General features: G+C 45.9%; 6 protein-coding genes and 1 pseudogene. 5 read left to right on the plus strand and 2 right to left on the minus strand.

Features of this window, described 5'->3' with window-relative positions:
* The first annotated feature begins 43 nt into the window (after positions 1-43).
* Positions 44-1,093: a TMAO reductase system periplasmic protein TorT gene (gene torT / locus J4N43_RS20615; RefSeq protein WP_080960073.1), complete on the plus strand. Its 1,050-nt coding sequence runs from the start codon at positions 44-46 to the stop codon at positions 1,091-1,093.
* Positions 1,094-1,157: 64 nt separating this feature from the next.
* Positions 1,158-1,613: a methylglyoxal synthase gene (locus J4N43_RS20620; RefSeq protein ID WP_005376571.1), complete on the plus strand. Its 456-nt coding sequence runs from the start codon at positions 1,158-1,160 to the stop codon at positions 1,611-1,613.
* A gap of 77 nt (positions 1,614-1,690) precedes the next feature.
* On the opposite strand, the gene helD is transcribed toward J4N43_RS20620, so the two are convergent.
* A complete protein-coding gene (helD, locus tag J4N43_RS20625; RefSeq protein ID WP_053349176.1) occupies positions 1,691-3,760 on the minus strand; it encodes a DNA helicase IV in 2,070 nt (689 codons plus the stop codon).
* 324 nt (positions 3,761-4,084) lie between these two features.
* On the opposite strand from helD, the gene yccS reads away from it, so the two are divergent.
* The 3 genes from yccS (at position 4,085) to J4N43_RS20640 (ending at position 7,041) form a co-directional block, all read left to right on the plus strand.
* Complete coding sequence (gene yccS, locus J4N43_RS20630; protein WP_005376573.1) at positions 4,085-6,238, plus strand: YccS family putative transporter; 2,154 nt, start codon at positions 4,085-4,087, stop codon at positions 6,236-6,238.
* A 189-nt stretch (positions 6,239-6,427) separates the two neighbouring features.
* The gene (locus J4N43_RS20635; protein WP_005376575.1) at positions 6,428-6,658 is read left to right on the plus strand and encodes a hypothetical protein; all 231 of its coding nucleotides are present in this window, start codon (positions 6,428-6,430) and stop codon (positions 6,656-6,658) included.
* An 80-nt stretch (positions 6,659-6,738) separates the two neighbouring features.
* Entirely contained in the window at positions 6,739-7,041 is a 303-nt protein-coding gene (locus tag J4N43_RS20640; RefSeq protein WP_017635368.1) for a hypothetical protein, read from the plus strand.
* A 184-nt stretch (positions 7,042-7,225) separates the two neighbouring features.
* Here J4N43_RS20640 and J4N43_RS20645 read toward each other — a convergent pair.
* Positions 7,226-21,543: pseudogene (locus tag J4N43_RS20645) on the minus strand (T1SS-143 repeat domain-containing protein).
* Positions 21,544-21,585: the final 42 nt, after the last annotated feature.

Below are 21,585 nucleotides of genomic sequence, written 5' to 3' on the forward strand. Positions count from 1 at the left end.
ATTTTCATGACCTTAATGTTCGTGTTCAGCGACATATTACGTTATATTTTGCAGTGTTTACTTAATCTATGCCAACGAACTTCATTTCATGGTTAAAAATCAACACGCATTTCGCACATTTTTCAAACATTCTGCAGCCACTTTAACCCTAGTTGCTTCTTTGCCAGCGGTTGCCGCAGAGAAAATATGTGCAATATACCCTCACCTAAAGGATTCATACTGGTTGTCAGTAAACTATGGAATGGTGTCCGAAGCGAAAAGAGAAGGTGTCGAGCTACGAGTCCTTGAAGCGGGCGGCTACCCAAACAAAACCCGTCAAGAACAACAACTCGCACTGTGTAACCAATGGGGAGCAGATGCGGTTATCCTTGGGACCGTGGACCCACAGGCTTACGAGCATTCACTTAAAAATTGGGTGGGGAATACTCCCGTTTTTGCTACTGTGAACCAACTCGACTTGGATGAAGAACAAAGTGAGTTGCTAAAAGGGACTGTCGGTGTTGACTGGCATTGGATGGGATACGAAGCGGGTCAATATTTGGCAGCTCGCCATCCAAAGGGGTCAGGAAAAACCAACATTGCCTTACTTTTGGGGCCGCGAACTCGTGGTGGTACGAAACCCGTTACTGCCGGATTTTATGAAGCGATACAAGGAAGTGATATCAACATTGTTGACTCATTTTGGGCAGACAACGACAAGGAGTTACAACGTAACCTAGTTCAACGTGTGATCGATATGGGAAATATAGATTACATTGTTGGCAGTGCAGTGGCGATTGAAGCGGCCATCAGTGAGCTGCGTAGTGCCGGCAAAGCTGAGGAGATCGGTTTAGTTTCTGTGTACTTAAGTCATGGTGTATATCGAGGCCTGTTACGTAACAAAGTACTCTTCGCACCAACAGATAAAATGGTGCAGCAAGGTCGGCTTTCCGTGATGCAAGCAACGCATTACTTAAGAGGTGAAGCTTATGACAAACATGCCTCACCAACCATCAAACCACTGACTCCGAAGACGCTTCATGACGACACGATCGAAGAATCGTTATCTCCGTCAGAATATAGGCCGACATTCCGTGTTAAGGCTGTTGATTGAAAGACCAAAAACGTGTTCTATTGAGTCACAACAATTTTAAAATCATACAAACGGAAACATCTTGATGCAAAAAACCATTCGTACCATGCCAACCCATAAACATGTGGCTTTGGTTGCTCACGACAACTGCAAACCTGAGCTACTTCGCTGGGTAAAAGAAAACAAAGAAAAGCTACAGAGTCACTTCCTTTACGCAACTGGCACGACAGGACACATGCTGAGTAAAGAAACTGGACTTGCGATCAAGAGCATGATCAGTGGTCCGATGGGCGGTGATCAACAACTAGGCGCTCTCATTTCAGAAGGCAAAATCGACGTTCTCGTTTTCTTTTGGGATCCACTGAATGCCGTACCTCACGACCCAGATGTTAAAGCGCTTCTTCGTATTGCTAGTGTTTGGAATATTCCTGTAGCAACGAACCGAGCCACCGCTAAGTTCCTGTTTAACTCCCCTCTTCTTGAGCAAGAAGTAGACATCGAAGTACCGGATTACGAAGCCTATCTTGCTGAGCGCATGTAAGCTTTGATGCCAACCAAATAAAGCAAGGGCGATACCAAGTATCGCCCTTGCTGTTTTTAACATTCTAAACGTTGCATTTAACGGGAAGTCACGATGGGATAGTCACCATTAACGAGCTCTTGAACGAATGCAGATCCCGCGCCAGTATGCGTGATCCAAACCTTCTCTTTCGCACGTGTAATCGCCACGTAAAATAGCCTGCGCTCTTCTGCGTAAGGGAATTTGTCTTTGGACTCCGTCAACGCACCATCAATGTGAATTTGCTTCTTCTTAGCGGGGAACTGCCCCTCATCCACAGAAAGAATAATCACAAAGTCAGCTTCGCGTCCTTTACTCGCATGGCAAGTCATAAAGCGAATATCGAGATTAGGGAAACGTCGCAACCAATCGTCGAACAAATCGGGCTTATGATAATGGTTACGTCCTAGCAATAAAACTGACTTGGTTTGCTTGGCTTGTTGATTCAAGTGATCCAAGATCTTTTCCACTTGATTGCTCGGCGCGGTATGTACGCTCTTCTGCTTGCGTTGTATGTGGCTGTTTAGTGTTTTCGGCAACTGCGATGGGTTTTGCTGCACGAATGTATTCGCTACATCACCAATCTGATTGTTGAAACGATAAGTTGTATCTAAGTGATGAACGGTTGAGTGAGCAAAGCGTTCTTTAAAACCAGTGATAAGATCGACATCCGCTCCTGCAAACTGATAGATAGCTTGCCAATCGTCGCCAACAGCAAATAACGTCGCACCTGCTTGTTTCTGAGTGGATTCACACAGTGCTTCAATCAATGCCAGACGGTCTGGAGAGATATCTTGATACTCATCGACCATAATAAAGCGCCATGGCGAGACAAACTTTCCTTTATTCACATAATCTGTCGCACGACTGATCATGGTTGGGAAATCCACTTGGTTGCTTTCTTTAAGCATTTTCTGCCACGCTGTAAAACATGGCCAGCATAAGGCGAGTTCACTATTTAAACGCGTATAGTCTTGGTGGTTTACGAGCTTTTCTTGTACTTGCTTTTTGGTCAACCCTACCGACGCTAAATGAGACAGCTGCGAATCTAGCCAAGCGATCAGTTTTGGATTTTCTGAATGGCTTCCTAACTCATCATCCCCTTTTAGGTACGCAATCGGCCATTTGTCTAAATGTTTTTGCCAACGTTTAAAGTTGGTGGGTGTCATCCAATGTTTTTTCAACCAGTCTACACACCATGCTGTTCGTTGATTTTCGTCCAACGCTAAAGGACTAATTTCGACAGGTTGCTCTTCGACTTGTTTAAGAATATACAAACCCAACTGATGGAATGTGTTTACGCGCACACCGTCTGCCGCCATGCCCACTTTATCTACTAAGCGTTCTTTCATTTCAGTCGCCGCATCACGACCGAACGCTAACATGAGAAGCTCTTCTGCTTGAGCTTGATGGCTTTGCAACAAATAGGCAACTCGTGCGGTTAAAACGCTGGTTTTGCCCGAGCCGGCCCCAGCAAGAACTAAGTTGTGGTCGTCGTTGAGCAATACCGCATATTGCTGGGATAAATTCAAAGGAGAGGATTCAATTTGATTAAACAGCACTTCCCAATTTGGACGTTCTGCTTCTAGCCAATCGCGATTACGCTCACCAAGCGCCTCAGAGGTATCAATGAGCCAAGGCTCTATTTGCGACATACGATTCGGCATTCGCATTTTGGCTTCTTCTAGGGTGGTTTTCATCTCGCTTAACTCTTGGTTAAGGCTTTCAACCCAGGAGACCACTTGAGAATGCGATAAGTAAGCAGGTAAGTGCTTTAGTTTGTAAAGCTCTTCTTCCCACTTAGGTAGATACTCAGCCAGTTTTCGGCACTGAGTGTTGTGCCACTCTTGATATTGACGAACGGCCTCAAGCGCGAACTTTCGGCATTGTGGCCACGGTAAACCTTGGACTAGCCAGCTTTGTTGTTTGCCTTCGTGTTCATGAGCAAAAAACTGTAAAGAGCTCCATAATAACCCACGCTTTACGCTAACTTTGCCATTCCAGATCGTAAAAGGAATATGTTCTTCACTGCCTATCGAGCTTAATAAAACACTGTTCTCTTTTATTTCGACGTGATGGTACTCATTTTGAATAAAAAACTGTGCTTTGCTAGTGGCAGTAAGCTGCATGAAACGTGCGCCTTTTAGTTTAGAAGTTGTCGATTTATATCATTTTAAGGCGCTAAATTGTAGCAACGGCGAGCTCCTAAGTAAGCTTCTTCTTCTATTCTTTAATAAAATTCACATTACTGTCGATTTAATAACCTAAAGCTGAGGTTATTTGAAGCTGGCTTTACAATCCTCAATACATGACCTGGCAGCTTTAATATAAGTCAATGACATCCCTGCTGATTTTATCAGCAACCACGAATTTTTCTTAAAGTAAATCATAAACGCGCTATAGTGGGTCTGGTAGTATTCCCCCTGTTCTTCATCGGAAACATAAGGCGCATTGTGCAAGCAACTTCTAAATTTCGGCTATATTGGGCAAACAAGACGATAAATTACAGCGTTCTTATCCTCATTACCTTACTGGGTGTGGTTATCCCAACTTGGTACTTCGAGCAAAACACGCTGATAACGCCATTAATATTAGGCGTTATAGCTGCTGCTTTGGCTGAAAGTGATGACAGTTTCACTGGACGCATCAAGGCTCTGATTCTCACCTTTCTCTGTTTTGCGCTTGCTGCTTTTTCAATTGAAATCTTGTTCGATACCCCTTGGGCTTTTGCGTTGGGATTATTTATCTCAACCTTCGGCTTCATCATTCTTGGGGCGATAGGTCCTAAGTACGCGAGTATTGCTTTTGGTTCGTTGCTGATCGCTATTTATACTATGCTTGGCGCACATGAAAGCACCAACATTTGGTTTCAGCCACTACTGCTTTTAACTGGTGCCGCCTGGTATTACTTCATGTCCATGATTTGGCAGATATTTTGGCCCCTTCAACCTGTGCAACAAAGCCTAGCCAATGTGTTCTTCCAAATGGCGAATTATCTTGATGCGAAAGCCAAGCTTTTTCATCCTGTGACCAACTTGACGCCACAACCACTACGGATTGAAGCTGCAAAATGCAATGCTGCCACGGTTACGGCACTAAACGCTTGTAAAACCACATTACTTAACCGATCGAAACGGGGTCACATTGATGGGCCTAGTGACCGATTTTTAAATATTTATTTCATCGCTCAAGACATTCACGAACGCGTCAGTTCTAGCCATTACCGCTATCAGGATTTAGCGACCGAATTTGAACGTTCTGATGTGCTGTTTCGTTTTAAATATCTTTTGGAGTCTCAAGCCCAAGCGTGTCGTGATATTGCACTAGCCATTCAGCTAGGAAATGAATACTCCCATACCGATCAATCTATTCTGGCATTAGCTGAAGTACAAAACTCTCTTGCTTATCTAGAAGAACAAAAGCAAGGGCACTGGAAACGTCTTCTGATGCAGTTAACATATTTATTCAATAACTTAGCGACGGTAGAAAAACAGCTTAATAACATTAACAACCCAGATGTTGAAGGCCTCGAAGAAGATACCCTCGCCGATACCAACCCACACACGCTAAAAGCGATGTGGCAGCGTATATCAGCAAATTTACACAAAGATTCGATGCTGTTTCGGCATGCATTACGTATGTCAATTGCCTTAACGATTGGCTATGGAATCATTCAAATATTCAACATCGACCGAGGTTACTGGATACTCTTAACCACTTTATTCGTATGCCAACCGAACTACAGTGCCACTCGCCAAAAATTGACGGCAAGAGTAATAGGTACATTAGCTGGTTTGTTGATTGGTGTACCATTGCTGACTTTTTTCCCTTCTCAAGAAAGCCAGTTAGTATTTATCGTTATCTCTGGTGTGATGTTTTTCGCCTTCCGGATGAACAACTATGGGTACGCGACTGGTTTTATTACACTGCTCGTCCTCTTCTTATTTAATCAACTAGGTGAAGGTTACGCAGTTGTCCTTCCTCGACTAGCAGATACCCTCATCGGGTGTGTACTTGCAGTAGGAGCTGTATTAGTTATTTTGCCCGACTGGCAGTCGAGAAGGCTTCACAAAGTTATGTCGGATGCGATAGAGGCAAACAAGCAGTATCTCGATCAGATCATTGGTCAGTATAGAATCGGCAAGAAAGACAATTTGAGTTACCGTATCGCTCGCCGCCAAGCCCACAATAATGATGCCTCACTCTCTTCTGCGATTAGTACGATGCTGGCGGAGCCTGGCAAATATCGCGCAGCTGTTGATGAAAGTTTTCGCTTCCTAACGTTAAATCACGCAATGTTGAACTATATTTCTGCATTAGGCGCGCACAGAACTCGCATCGAAGATGAGTCAATTCATAAACTCGTTTTAGATGCTCACCGTTGTATTCATCAGCATCTGGATGTACTTCATAAACAGCTTCACCAGCATTGTGAGGAGTGTGACCTATCTAATATTGATGATGCTGGACTCGAGCAACGCTTAAACGAATGGCGCGATGAAGACGACAGCTCTGCCCGCATGGTATTGCAGCAACTTCATCTTATCTATCGCATGCTCCCAGAGCTTCATTCACTTGCTAGTAAGTTTGCCGTCAGGGTAAGTTAGTAACATTCAAACCATATGTAAGAGGGAAGCGCTATATCGCTTCCCTTTTTCTTTTTACGCTTCCATCTACCCCAAAGTGGGTAATTATGTACCTTCTTAGGAAAAATCTGACGTATCACTTAACACACCTTGACAATATTCGGACAAAAAGCAATCGATCAAATTCTAATCTATTTTGGTTGAATAAATATGTTGTATCCAAAGGATGAAGAATTTCGGGCAACGACGGATAAACCGAATCACGACGAAGGTATTGAGATGAACGCACAACAATTTAATGAACTTAAACAAAAGCTCAGTGATTTAACGGCAAGTCAGTTAAAGTCATTACAAGGTGAGATCAGCGTGAAACTAAATAAAGCGCAAAAACCGGTTCTATCTGGTGAAGAAAGAGAAATGCTTGCCAAACTGTTTGCCTAATCAAGTCATTGATATAAAACACTTGAACGTTTTATAAACTCCACCTATGCTCTCACTATCATAATGTTGGGAGTAGTGATATGCCTGTATCAGGAATTCAATCTGGACACCACATCGTTCAGATGTCACAACAAATGGCCGAGAAAGCTGCACATGGCATTTACAATAATGTAAGTAAGGTAAAAGAAGAGCTTTCTGATCACAACATCGATTTAGCTGCGGTTGCGGATGTCGCAATAACAGCCTCAACACCTAGCCTTCCCTCTCAAAAAGTTGAATCTCTCATCAACCTAGCACAAGCCGCTGGTTATAACCGAGTTGGCGCGTCTGTCATAGAGAAAAACAATGAAATCATTGGCAGCTTGCTAGACATCCACGTTTAGGCGATTTAACGTCAAATTATCGCTATTTTAATTTCCAACTATCACTATAACGTCGTAACAAGATAACCCCTTTGCTTCGCTCTTTCTTTCTATTTCGATTCAAATATCTCCTGTTTAAAATCAAGCTTTCCCGAAAAAAATGGGCGGCTTATCAGAGCCGCCCATTTTTATGTTGCATACAGGTTTATCCGTTATCAATAACACCGTTGTTGAGCAATGACTCTACAATCTCGTTGGAGCTGAGACCGTTGAAGTCGATTGAAGTACCTAAGTTTTCCACGACAATAGTCTGTTGAACATTTGCATCCGTCGTAATGTTCAGAGAAACACTTTCCGTCGATGCATCGTAGTCTGCCGAAATGTGACCAAGCAGATCATCCATGTCGATCATTGAGTTATTGAGATCAGAGATAACTTCACGTAAATCGATACTGTCTTCGTTAACAGTGAAGTCAGTAATGGTATCCACTGCCCCTTCATCAACGGAATCTACCGTCCACTTGAAGATATCGCTGCCGTCTCCACCCGTTAAGATATCTGAGCCTAAGCCACCGATAAGAACGTCATCGCCATCGCCACCCAGAATAACGTCGTCACCGTCGCCACCAATCAAATTGATACCTGTGTCTCCACCGACTAAATAGCTGTCGTCCACTGCGGTTGACTGGTCAATATCGTCGCTATCACTACTCACATCCAAACTAATTTGGACAGGTGAAGACTGCGCCTCATCGCCATTAGATTCCGTTGATATCGCCGTAAGCGAAATATCGTAAGAACCGACATCAATACCACTGTTAGTATCTGTTGCGACAATTTCTAGCGTATCAATTTCATCGCTTGGTACTGTCCAAGTGGTACCATCGAAGCTAATGCCTGATGGAGAAACGCCACTTGTTACCTCAGCACTAGCTGGTACGCCCGTTAGCTCCAAAGACAGCACCTCGTCAATATCAGTAAGCGCCGCCATGATTCCGACAATCGCTAAACCTTGACTGCTCGCGGTTTGGCTAGCCGCAATTTGACGAATGTAATTAAACTGAGGATTGATACTCAATGTAGGTGCATCAGCTACAGGTGTCACATTGATAGTGAAATCTTGATTCGCTTCCAATGCGGTACCCGCATTTTCGAAGTACACGCCGTTGTCTTCGACTTTCACCGATAAAGTGATTGAAGCTGCGTTGACATCTCCTGCATCCACAAATACACCCTCAGAAGCGTCTGTTGCTCCAAGAACAGAGTTAATATTATCTGGTGTGCCCATTAGGGTGATTTCACCAGCCATCCCCGCCCCAACAGTCACACCACTACCTGCTGGCGGCTCGACACGAAGGTCGCCCTCGGTAACTGTAAGAGTCACGGTCATGCTTTCATTTGCTTGTGCGCCCGCAAAGTCGACGTCACTCACACTAATACCCGTTACTTTCTGGCCATCAGCTTCATTGATCGTATCCGTTACCGACGTTGCAGTGATTTCAGGTGCGTCATTGGTAGCTTCAACATTCAACACTGCTGTGCCCGAGATTGTAATTGGGTCTGGAGCGCCGTTAGTGGTTCCGTCATCTGTGATTTCATAAGTGAAATTAACGTCACCAAAGAAATCTGCTGCGGGTTCAAACGTCCACTCTGTCGCACTCACTTGAGTCAGCGTGCCGGAAGCTGGATCCACTAACACAACATTATCGACGGTCAAGTTGTCTGACTCAGGATCACTTGCGTTGCTCAGCAACTCAGTATCCGTAATAGTTACCGAACCACCATCTTCTTCGGTACTACTCAACGTTACCTCTGATGTTACCGGTGCATCGTTCACCTCAGTGACTTCGAAGGTCGCCGTTCCTGACACCGTTTGAGGATCTGAAACACCGTTCGTTGTACCGTTGTCGGTAATGTCGTAGGTTAGATCGACCTTGCCGTTGTAGCCAGGCGCAGGAGTAAATGACCATGTACCTGTTACGTTGTCGAAATCCAATGTGCCGCTGCTTGGATCAACCAACTGGACATTGCTCACCATCAAGGTGTCGTTTTCAATATCAGACGCATTCGCCAACAAATCAGCTTGGGTAATATCAACCGCCGTACTGTCTTCTGCGATATCAGAAAGTGTCACTTCAGACGTCGTTGGAGCATCATTGACTTCCGTTACGTTGAACGATGCGCTGCCGTTAACCGATTTAGGATCGGATGCACCATTTGTCGTGCCATCATCTGTAATGGTGTACGTGATTTCAACTGGACCGTTGTAATCTAGTGCTGGGGTAAATTCCCACTCTCCCGTGCCACTGTTGAAAGTAATGCTGCCCGAATTCGGATCCGTTAACTGAACATTGCTAACCGTGAGATTATCGTTCTCTACGTCTGTCGCATTCGCAATAAGATCCGCTTCAGAGATGGAGAACACACCACTGTCTTCTTCAATATCCGGTAGCGTCACTGGTGTAGTTTCTGGGGTATCATTCACCGCTGTTACTTCAATATTGAAGCTGCTGCTGTTGGTATTTAGGGTGTCATCTACCCCACCAATTACGATACCTTCATTACCTTGGTCATCGACTGTCACGTCCACCTGAACGTCACCAAAGAAGTTCAGCTCTGGGTTAAACTCAATCAGACCGTCTGCAATGGCATTGTTTAGGTCGGCCACTGTGCCTTTCAGTTCAACGGAGTCCGTACCATCACCGCTCACGGTTAGGTTGTAAGTAGCGATGAGCGTTGGATTAAGCTCCAAGATACCGCTGTCGACGTTCACATTGAGTACGTATTCAGCATTCGGATCATCGAGTACGGCATCAATATCGGTAATGCTGAAACCATCAAGCAGCATTGGCGTATCTTCTGGTGTTTCCACATCCACGGTATTGACGAACTCTGGACGATCGTTCACTGCTTCAACATCAACAGTGACATCAAACTCCTCTGCGGAGCCCAAGCTTTGACTGCCATCGAGCCCAGTATCAACGGCTTGCACTTTGAAATGCAGCGAACCATCCCATGAGTTATCGTTGCGATCACCAGAATTAAACACCACTTGATCCAAGTCTTGAGCATTGATTTCTAAGACAAAAACGCCGCCGCCTTGGTCAGTAAATACTGTCCCATCAGGTAATGAAACGCTCGCCCCACCAGGGACATTTGAGACCTCAACTCTCAGCGTCTCTGGATCATTTTCCTGGTAGTTTGCACCATCTCCGATGGACTCTTTGTTATCAACCACTAACGCATTTACATTAATAACAATGTCTTCGCCCTCATTACCTGCAGCCGAAGTGTCGGGATTCACATCAACATCATCACCAATAGGATTAACAATCAGCGTAAAGTTGTTGTTTCGTTCCGTTGGTACTTGTAGCAACTCCTCTTGAATGAAGACCGTAATACCTATCTCAGCCTCGCCACTAAAGTGTTTTGGCGGTTTAATTTGGATGTCACTCAGGTCAATGGACGTCTGAGTGAGATCTTTTAGTTGAATACTCCATTCGCCCCCACCGTTATTCTTAACAACATAATCAGAGGAATTGGATTTAACGATAAAGTCATCAGGAAGTCCCGTTAACTTGAGTGAAACGAAACTCTCAGAACCGTCATTATCGTTCAGGCTGATCGAAACACCAGAGCCCGATTGATTCAGCGAAATTAAAGTATCTTCGTCACCAATCACCGTGATTGGCTGCGTCGGATCGGCACCTGTAATGGTAATGTCATCAACGACTGGCGTAACTTCAAATGTGACATCGTCAGTGAAGGTTCTTACATCTATATTATCGCCAGAGTTATTCAAGATAGACTGATCAAACACAGCTTCATCAGTAATTTCTCCCTCGATATTAATCTTGACGGTATTTTGGCCACCACCTACGGGGTAATTTTCTTTTGGCTTAAACAGAACATTGTCAAGCGCACCAGCTAAAATCTCAGCTTCATTAAACTCAATACTGGTTCCTAAGCTGTTACCATTGGCATCAACAAACTCACCTAATGTTGTGTCATCAAGCTCTAACTTGATGTTCGTTAGTGTTTCTAGACCACCTTGAGTGTTGTTAAATTGATCGGCAAAATCAACACTCAAGTTAAGTTGGATTAAGCCATCTTCGTAACCAACACCATCCGCCGTGGAAACGTCGTTATTTAGATCAGTTACAGGTTGTTTGTTTGCATCCAAGCCGAAAGTACCAACGATATCTACTTTTACATTCGGTGTGACATCGCTATCCAACGGCTGATCCCCGGCTGAACTCGGAACGTCTGCAACCGGTAAAACCTGAACTGGAAACTGGACATTATTTTCTTTTTCATCACCGGACTCAGTGTCTTTAGTGACGAACCGAATTGGTAATTCGAAATCACCTGCGTAATCTTCTGCCAAGTGCATCGTCAAACCATCAAGGCCAGTAATATTTCCACTCGCATCGATATGGGCTTGGAACACGTATTTGCCATTGACAAAGTCGATATCCGTCCCCGTGATCACCAAACCAGGAGGAATGCCAGGAGCTGAAGGATCGACGATAATAGTCAAGACATCCTCCACGCCATCTGCATTAATCGCATCAACTTTCGACGTTAACTGAGCACCAAGGTTGATAGAATTATCTTCCAACGCTTGAATTTGGACATCATCAGCCACCTGAATCTCTGCCGCTACACTCATTTGTGGTGTGAGAACGGTAGGAAATTCAAGTGTCACATCCGTTTGGCGCATGACCGTCGCATCTTTTTCGTTGCCCAAATCTTCGCCCAAATCATTCACTTCTGCGTAAATGGTTAAGCCAATTTGAGAGAGACCACCGTTATCGCCATCGTCGCTGTCATCGTTTGGTGTTAAATCAAGACCAGACGGCGCTTTAATTGAGAAGTTATCTTCATTGGTTACTGTCCAACGACCTCCGCCTTCATTTAGTGCACCGACGATAACCAATTGGTTGAGGATCTCAGGGTCCACATTGTGAAATTGAACAACAAGTTGAGTCACCACTTCATCTGAGGACGCATCAAACTCTTGATATTTAATGATATGAGCACCAGATTCCCCCCCCATAGAAGTGTTGATCGTAAAGTCAATGTTACCTTGATCGTCTGACTTCACGATATCGGTAGCACCACCACCACTTTCAGTGACAAGCAGACGGGTTTGGTCATCTATTGCCCCCGTCTTATCCTCTGGCTCAACGATTGGATTAACTTGGACATTCACCGTACCATTGATGGTTTTCTCAGCGATACCTTCACCGGGATTCGAAGCGTCAACATATTCATGGTCAATCTCTTTCACAGTGACGGTCGTGGTCAAGTCAAAGTCAGTACTTGAATCCTGCTCCAACTGGACTTGAACATAGCCACTTTGAGAGATTTTAGCGGAAAAATCTTGCTCTGATTCACCGGCTTGCGGTGAAAGCGTTAGTGTTCCAGAAACAAGCGTTTGTGCCACACCATCTACATAGACCGTGCTGCCTGGAGGAAATCCAGAGATGGTTACATCACTAAAGAATTCATCGGTATCAGGGCTTTGTACGAGCGTCGGTTTCCAATCGATGTCAAAGCGCGTATCTTCATCTCCCTCCGATCGAACAACGTAGTTATCTTGAGCGTCAATAACGGGTTCGACCTTGATCCTTACCTCTCTTTCAATCACACGACTATGACCATCATTCTCGGTAACAATGATCGTCCCTGTAATCGCAATGTTTTCAGTTGAAGAGGCTTCCGGAATAATTTGAATACCGGAATTAAAATTCAGCCCAGTGATGTTTGCTTCGTAAATCGGTTGACCGTTACCATCATAGCCAACAAAGGTGAGGTCAACGCTTGAGCCGTCTGAATCTACGACACGAACACCGTCGGGGATGTTGGACAGGATAACAGTAATGGCTTCTGAATCATCCTGTGGTCTATCGGCAACTTCACCAGATACAACCGAGAAGTTAAGGTTTACAACACCATTCTCTTCGATAGTCGTCTCTATCCCGGCCACATCTCCGTCTACGAACCGGTTCCAAACGTTCCCCGCGTCAATTAATACCGTGTCTGGTATGTCAGCAACACCTTTTACACCAACGATGACGGTCTTACTGCCCAGTGACAACACATCTTCTGTCGTACCGGTAGACAATGATGCTGTGTCTTTCACAATGCCTTCGACATTGAAAGTAAAGTCATCATTGCTGTGCAACGGAGGAAGAACTTCGACGTTCGCTAATTCAGACTCTGGCACTTCGTAATAAAGTACATTGCCGCCTGAATCGGTCACTTCTACTATCTGACTTGGGTTTGCTGAGTCCAGCCACACCAAAGTAACCCCATCAATTGAGAAGTTAGAAATGCGCACAAATAACGCTTCAGAACCATCTAAGTCCGCTGATGGTTTCATGGTGATCACTTCACTTAATTGGAGTGGGTCGTGATCAGTGACAGGGTCTACCGTATTTTGAGTTCGAGCGTTATCCTCAAACACATTAATTCGATTTACAGTAAAACTACCTTTATCCGCAACTGGGTTTACATCAATAATGATGGTTTCGGTTTCTGAGCGAGCGGTATCTTTCCCAAGCAGTGGATTGTTGTTTTCCGTCGTAATAGCGGTGACATCAATTCTGATTTCGCCCGAGAAGTTATCTATCGGATCAACTTGAACTTCATCAATTCGGCTTGCATCCACCAGATAAACACCACCGGATTTTGGTATCGCACTACCATCTGAATAGACTAACTCTGCGTTACCTTCTCCTTGTGTAAAGACAAGCTCGAACACAATGCCTTCAGGGTTACTAGTGTCTTGGGTTTCAGCCGTGATGTTAAGTGCGACATTGTTTCCATCTTCATCAACCGAGTAGTGAAATTCACTGTTTGCCGTCCACGTTGCAATATCTGCAACGGCAGCAACTTCAATGTCTAAACGACCATTAATCGTATGATCTGGCGTACCATTGTTAAGAATTTCCACGCGGATACGAGGATCGATACCAGAAGCATCGGTTGATGTATGACGATCTGGTACGAAGTACAAGTTATCTAGCGAGACAAGCTCACCATTGAATGACTGCTCAACATTTGATGCGTCGAGAACAACCGTATTGCCCACAGATGTTAATTCAATGTAGTTGCCACTGCCGTCTCTGTAGTAGAACGTACCGTTGTGAGTATCAGCATCTCGAATAGTGATGTCACCTAAGCTCTCGTTACGGTCGATATCATGTAAATTGATAACCAAGTCGACTTTCGCAGGGCTAACATCCAGCGTCGACAAGTTGTCCTGAGTATTTGCAGAGTCAACGCCCACAACGACACCATCACGCCCTTGGTCTTCGAACGCAGTAACGGTAGACGTGTCAATTTGCGCATTGCGGTCTCTTATCGAGATATCCACATCGGCATCTGCGATATCGCCATCGCCATCGGTTGCAACAACGTTTATGGTGAAATCAATCGAGTCGGTTTCGGTATGGTCAAGATCGTCATTCGGACGGAATGACACACTGCCATCGGTTCGAACAACCAAACGACCGATTTCAGTATCCACTCCGTCAAGAACCTTGTGAACGAACACAACTTGGTTGCTGCCGTTTAAATCAACAGAATCGGAATCAACACCGTTTTGCTTGAAGTAAATGCCTGAATCATCAGCCGAGAATGAAGTCACTTGTGCGCCGTCAGCACCAAGGTCATCATCCCCCTCTACAGGGTCTCGGAATAAACGAACCGTGCGGCTGCCTTGTCCCTCAACACGCGAAATAGATGCATCGTGCAAGGTTGGAACATCATCGGTAATCGTCACTGGTAAGTTAATACCGGCCGTATCGCCATCGACATCGGTCGCAAAGACTGGGAGATCAAGTATGAGTGTATCTTCGCCTTGAGTTGAGTGATCTAGCGCACCCTCAAGCGTAAACTTGTAAGAGCCGTCAGCGTTCAAAACTAGCGTGAACACTGAGTTACCATCAGGTGTTTGACCTTGATAAGTAAAGTTGTTGTTGCTTACCGCGGTTTGAACTAACGTCACCGCAAGACCACCTGAAGTGACTCCTGGTATCGGGTTAGAAGTAAGATCCAGCTGATAAGAGACAACGGTATCTGCCCCTTCCACCGTATCGAAATTGCCCGTTGCTTCTAGGCTGTCTTTGTTGGCTGCCTGGGAGCCGTTGGCAAGGTCATCCTCATCTACAGCCAAAGCATCTGCTGATTTAATTTCGGGAATGTCATCAACTACGGTAATTGGAAGATTCAGTGATGATGACGTGTCACCATCAAAGTCTGTTACTGTAATTGGAATATCAATGACAAGGTTGTTTTCACCTTGAACAGCGTCATGGTCGATTGGTCCCAACAGCTCAAATTGGTAGCTGTCATTATTCGCATCAAGAGACAGCGTGAAGATCTTAGTTGATGTGCCAGTAATAACCGCTTCGTAACTGGTTACTCCACCATTGGTGCCTACTAGATTCAACTCGATGCTGCTGCCGTTCGACGTTAAGCCTGACACGACGGCATCGAGGTCTGAAACTTGGTAGCTGACAATCTTGTCTGCACCAGCAACGACCTCAAATCCGCCGTTCAATACCGTAGAATCATTACTTGTCGTGTCAGAGCCACCGGAAAGATCATCTTCATCAACGGTTTGTTGGCTAGAGTCTGTCACTTTCACAATCGCTGGAACATCGTCCACCACGGTGATCGGCAAGGTGATGTTATTGGACACATCGCCGTCAAAATCGGTCGCGTTGACTGGGAAGTTGATGACTAACGAGTTTTCATCGTTACCCGCAGGATGATCAAGTGCACCCAACAGTTCAAATTCATAACTGTCTGCTGAACCATTTAGCGTCAGTTTAAAGACGGTGTCCGTCGTACCTTGTACATAAGCTCGGTACTCAATCACACCATTTGAATTTGAAAACTCAACCAACTCAAGCGGTTGACCACCTGAGGTAAGTCCAGAAACAGGCGACGTTAAGCTATCCAACTGGAAGCTAACGATAGAGTCGGCACCATCAGTAACGTCAAAGTTGCCACCAATGATATTGGATTCTGGCGTGTCGTCCGAACCTTGGCTCGGAATATCATCCTCATCCACAGACAAGGTACTACCAGAGCTAATAGCATCAATGGTTGGCTTGTCATCTACGATGGTCACTGGCAAGGTCGCAGTGATGATATCGTTGTCGCCATCCGTGATCTTCACAGGTAGATTCAACAAAATCTCATCAGAGTTAACCGCGTGATCTAACTGACCAGATAACTCAAAGTCGTATTTACCATCTTGATGAAGTGTCAACGTGAAGACCGTCACTCCACCCGGAGTTTGTCCCACGTAAACACGCGCGTCAGCAGTTGAAGCACCAACGTCTTGAGAAAGTGTTACCTCTTCTCCACCCGATTTCAGATTCGGGATAGGATTTGAGCTCAGATCCAATTCGAAAGCATCAATACCATCTGCGCTAGTGACTTCGAACTCACCTGATACCGTTAATGGCTCTTTCGTTCCATCAGAACCAAGAGGTAAGTCATCTTCGTCGACACGTAGACTTTCAATATTGGTAACAACTGGAACATCATCCACAACGGTAATTGGCAATGTGAAGGCTGGTGAAGTATCACCATCATTATCTGTCGCCGTCACAGGGAGGTTAATAACAATCTCGTTTTGCTGATTACCATCGGGATGATCAAGCGGCTTCTGTAAATCGAACTCATAGGAGTTGTTCGTTGCATCCAGCGTCAGTTCGAAAACCACTTCAGCAGGATTGCCAGCAACACCTTGGTATACGTTCACGCCATTTGCGCTAGAAGACAGAACTAAGGTGATAGCTTCACCATCTGAAGTCAGTGACGCAACAGGCGTGGTCAGGTCACTCAGCTGAATAGAAGCAACTTGGTCAGCACCTTCGGTGATATCAAAAGTACCTGAAATAACAGTATCTTCTGCACTTGCAGCATCCGTACCTGCTGGTAGGTCATCTTCATCAACGGTTTGTTCGCTGCCTGCTAGCAAACCATCAATGGTCGGAACATCATCCACAACCGTAATTGGTAAGGTGATGTTGTTCGACACGTCTCCATCAAAGTCAGTCGCGTTTATCGGTAAATTGATGACCAGTTCATTTTGGCCATCAGCATTTGGATGATCGAGAGGAGCAAGCAAATCGAACGTGTAGCTGTCATCAGAGGCATCAAGGGTCACACGGAATACTGGTGTCGTCGTGCCATCAATACGAGCTTCGTAAACTGAAACGCCACCTGCGTTTGATACTTCAACCATAACCAGAGATTGACCACCAGAGGTCAGGCCTTGTACTGGCGTCGTCAGGTCAGAAACGCTGTACTCCAAAATGCCATCAGAACCATCAGTCGCGATGAAGTTACCTGCAATGCTGTTCGACTGCGTACCATCAGATCCGACTGTTGGGATATCGTCCTCGTCAACCGTTTGCACACTTGTTGCTTCGATGCCACCAAGTGTCGGTTTGTCATCAACGATCTTGACAGGAATTGTCTCAGCAGACGTGTCGCCATCAAAGTCGGTTGCGATGATTGGGAAGTTGAGTATCAACTCATCACTATCTACTGCGTGGTCGATTGGACCTTCTAGCGTGAAGTTATAAGAGCCATCGGTATTCACTGTCAGCGTAAAGACCGCTTCAGTCCCCGCTGTCGCCTCGTAAGTAAAGCTGCCATCACCGTTTGCGGTTTCAGTCAGCGTGACGGCCACGCCTTGTGATGTAAGGCCGTCAACTGGTGTTGCAGAAGCATCAAGCTGATAGCTCACCACTCGGTCCGAGCCTTGTGTGGTGGTGAAGTTGCCATCGATTGAAATCGGGTCAGTTTGATCTGAGCCAATCGTGCCTAAATCATCTTCATCAACGGTAATCGCATCGACATCGGTAATGGTCGGCTTATCATCCACGATGGTGACTGGGATCGTTTCTGTGGTGGTATCACCATCAAAATCCGTCGCGATGATTGGGAAGTTCAGTGTCAGCTCATCACTGTCTGTCGCATGGTCAATTGGCCCCTGAAGCGTGAAGTTGTATGAACCATCCGTATTCACGGTCAGCGTAAATACGGCTTCAGTTCCTGCTGTCGCTTCATAAGTGTAGCTACCGTCGCCGTTTGCAGTTTCCGTCAGCGTCACTGCCACACCTTGCGATGTTAGGCCATCAACTGGCGTTGCAGCAGTATCTAATTGGTAGCTTACTACCCCATCAGAGCCTTGCGTTGTAGTGAAGTTGCCATCGATTGAAATTGGATCTGAGCCGTCAGAGCCAATCGTCGCTAGGTCATCTTCATCCACACGGATTGCGTCTACGTCAGTGATGGTTGGTTTATCATCAACGATAGTGACAGGTAACGTCTCCGATGAGGTGTCGCCATCAAAGTCTGTTGCGATAATCGGGAAGTCGATTTGCAGACTGTCGCTATTCACCGCATGGTCTAGTGGACCTTGCAGTGTAAAGTTGTAGCTGCCATCTGGCTTCACAATCAATTCAAATACGGCATTGCCATCTGCCGTGGCTGTGTAAGTAAAACTACCGTCGCCGTTAGCAGTTTCAGCAAGCACGACAGGCTCACCATGAGAGGTCAACCCAGATACTGGATCTGCTGTTGCATCAAGCTGGTATTTAACAACGCTGTCTGAGCCTTCAGTTGTGGTGAAAGAACCCGACATAAACGCATCATCGTTTTGGTCTGAGCCAATTGAGGCGAGATCATCTTCGTCCACCGTGAGTGGAACAACGTTGTCGATAGTTGGAACGTCATCAGTAATCGTGACGGGAATGGTCGCGGTCGTCGTATCGCCGTCAAAGTCTGTTGCAATGATTGGGAAGTTCAGTACTAATTCATCGCTGTTTAACGCGTGATCTACCGGCCCTTCCAGACGGAAATTGTATGTGCCATCAGCATTCACGTTCATGGTGAAAACCGGATTGCCATCCGCGGTAGCCACGTAAGTAAAGCTGCCATCAGCATTCGCAGTCTCTACCAGAGTAACTGGCTCACCTTGGGAGGTTAGCCCCGAAACAGGATCAGAAGTTGAATCAAGTTGGTAGCTCACCACACGGTCTGAACCTTGGGTAGTGGTGAACGCGCCTTCAACAAACACAGCGTCAGTTTGGTCTGAGCCAATACCTGATAAATCATCTTCGTCTACAGCCAGAGGCAAAACATTATCGATGATTGGTGCATCATCCGTAATCGTGACTGGAATGGTTGCCGAAGTCGTATCACCATCAAAATCGGTGGCAATAATTGGGAAATCAATCGTCAGGCTGTCACTGTTAGCTGCATGGTCAATCGGGCCTTGCAGCGTAAAATCGTAAGTGCCATCTGTTGCTACGTTTAACGTGAATACCGGATTGCCGTCTGCGGTCGCCACATAAGTAAAGCTGCCATCACCGTTGGCGGTTTCCACCAAGGTAATCGCCTCACCTTGAGACGTTAGCCCCGCAACAGGATCAGCCGTTGAATCCAGTTGATAGCTCACCACTCGGTCAGAGCCTTGAATAGTGGTAAACGCGCCTTCAACGAACACAGCGTCAGTTTGGTCTGAGCCCACGCCGCTAAGGTCATCTTCATCGACACTCAACGCATCCACCGCTGTGATGGTCGGTACATCATCAACAATCGTGACTGGAATGGTTTCAGTAACGGTGTCGCCATCGAAGTCGGTTGCGATAATTGGGAAGTTGAGTGTCAGCTCATCACTATCCACCGCGTGATCAATTGGCCCTTCTAGCGTGAAGTTGTAAGAGCCATCAGTATCTACTGTCAGAGTAAATACTGGGTTGCCACCCGCAGTCGCTTCATAAGTGAAACTACCATCACCATTTGCGGTTTCTATCAGTGTGACAGCCACGCCTTGCGATGTTAAACCGTCCACTGGTGTTGCTGAAGCATCGAGTTGGTAGCTCACCACTCGGTCAGAGCCTTGTGTGGTAGTAAAGTTGCCATCAATAGAAATTGGATTGCTTTGGTCTGAGCCAATTGACGCTAGATCATCTTCATCAACCGTAATGGTGTCGACGTCGGTAATAACAGGCTTATCGTCCACGATTGTCACTGGGATAGTGGCATTTGTGGTGTCGCCATCAAAGTCTGTTGCGATGATTGGGAAGTTGAGTGTCAGCTCATCGCTATCTACCGCGTGGTCGATTGGACCTTCAAGCGTGAAGTTATAGCTACCATCAGTATTCACCGTCAGCGTAAAGACCGCTTCACTACCCGCTGTCGCCTCGTAAGTAAAGCTGCCATCAGCGTTTGCGGTTTCAGTCAGCGTAACTGCCACGCCTTGTGATGTAAGGCCGTCAACTGGTGTTGCAGAAGCATCAAGCTGATAACTTACCACTCGGTCAGAGCCTTGTGTGGTGGTGAAGTTGCCATCGATTGAAATCGGGCCAGTCTGATCTGACCAATCGTACCTAAGTCATCTTCATCAACGGTAATCGCATCAACATCGGTAATGGTCGGTTTATCATCCACGATGGTGACTGGGATCGTTTCTGTGGTGGTATCACCATCAAATCCGTTGCTATGATTGGGAAGTTCAGCGTCAGCTCATCACTGTCTGTCGCATGGTCGATTGGACCCTGCAGCGTGAAGTTGTATGAACCATCCGTATTCACGGTCAGCGTAAATACTGCTTCAGTTCCGCTGTCGCTTCATAAGTGTAGCTACCGTCGCCGTTTGCGTTTCAGCCAGCGGACGGCCACACCTTGTGATGTTAGACCATCAACTGGCGTTGCTGCAGTATCTAATTGGTAGCTTACTACCCCATCAGAACCTTGCGTTGTAGTGAAGTTGCCATCGATTGAAATTGGATCTGAGCCGTCAGAGCCAATCGTCGCTAGTCATCTTCATCCACACGGATTGCGTCTACGTCAGTGATGGTTGGTTTATCATCAACGATGGTGACAGGTAGTGTTTCTGTCGATGTATCGCCATCAAAGTCTGTTGCGATAATCGGAAGTCGATTTGCAGCTGTCGCTATTCACCGCATGGTCTAGTGGGCCCTGCAGAGTAAAGGTGTAGCTGCCGTCTGCTTCACCACAATTCAAATACGTCATTGCCATTTGCTGTGGCAGTGTAAGTAAAGCTGCCATCACCATTTGCTGTCTCAGCAAGCACGACAGGCTCACCATGAGAGGTCAACCCTGCTACTGGATCTGCCGTTGCATCAAGCTGGTATTTAACAACGCTGTCTGAGCCTTCAGTTGTGCTGAAAGAGCCCGACATAAACGCATCATCGTTTTGGTCTGAGCCAATTGTAGCGAGATCATCTTCGTCTACTGTCAGTGGAACAACGTTATTAATGGTTGGAACGTCATCAGTAATCGTGACTGGAATGGTCGCGGTCGTCGTATCGCCATCAAAGTCTGTTGCAATGATTGGGAAGTTCAGTACTAGCTCATCGCTGTTTAACGCGTGATCGATTGGCCCTTCCAGACGGAAGTCATATGTACCGTCTGCATTCACGTTCATGGTGAAGACAGGATTGCCATCCGCAGTTGCCACGTAAGTGAAGCTGCCATCGGGATTCGCAGTCTCTACCAAATA

The sequence above is a fragment of the Vibrio sp. SCSIO 43009 genome (assembly GCF_023716525.1).
Classification (GTDB): domain Bacteria; phylum Pseudomonadota; class Gammaproteobacteria; order Enterobacterales; family Vibrionaceae; genus Vibrio; species Vibrio alginolyticus.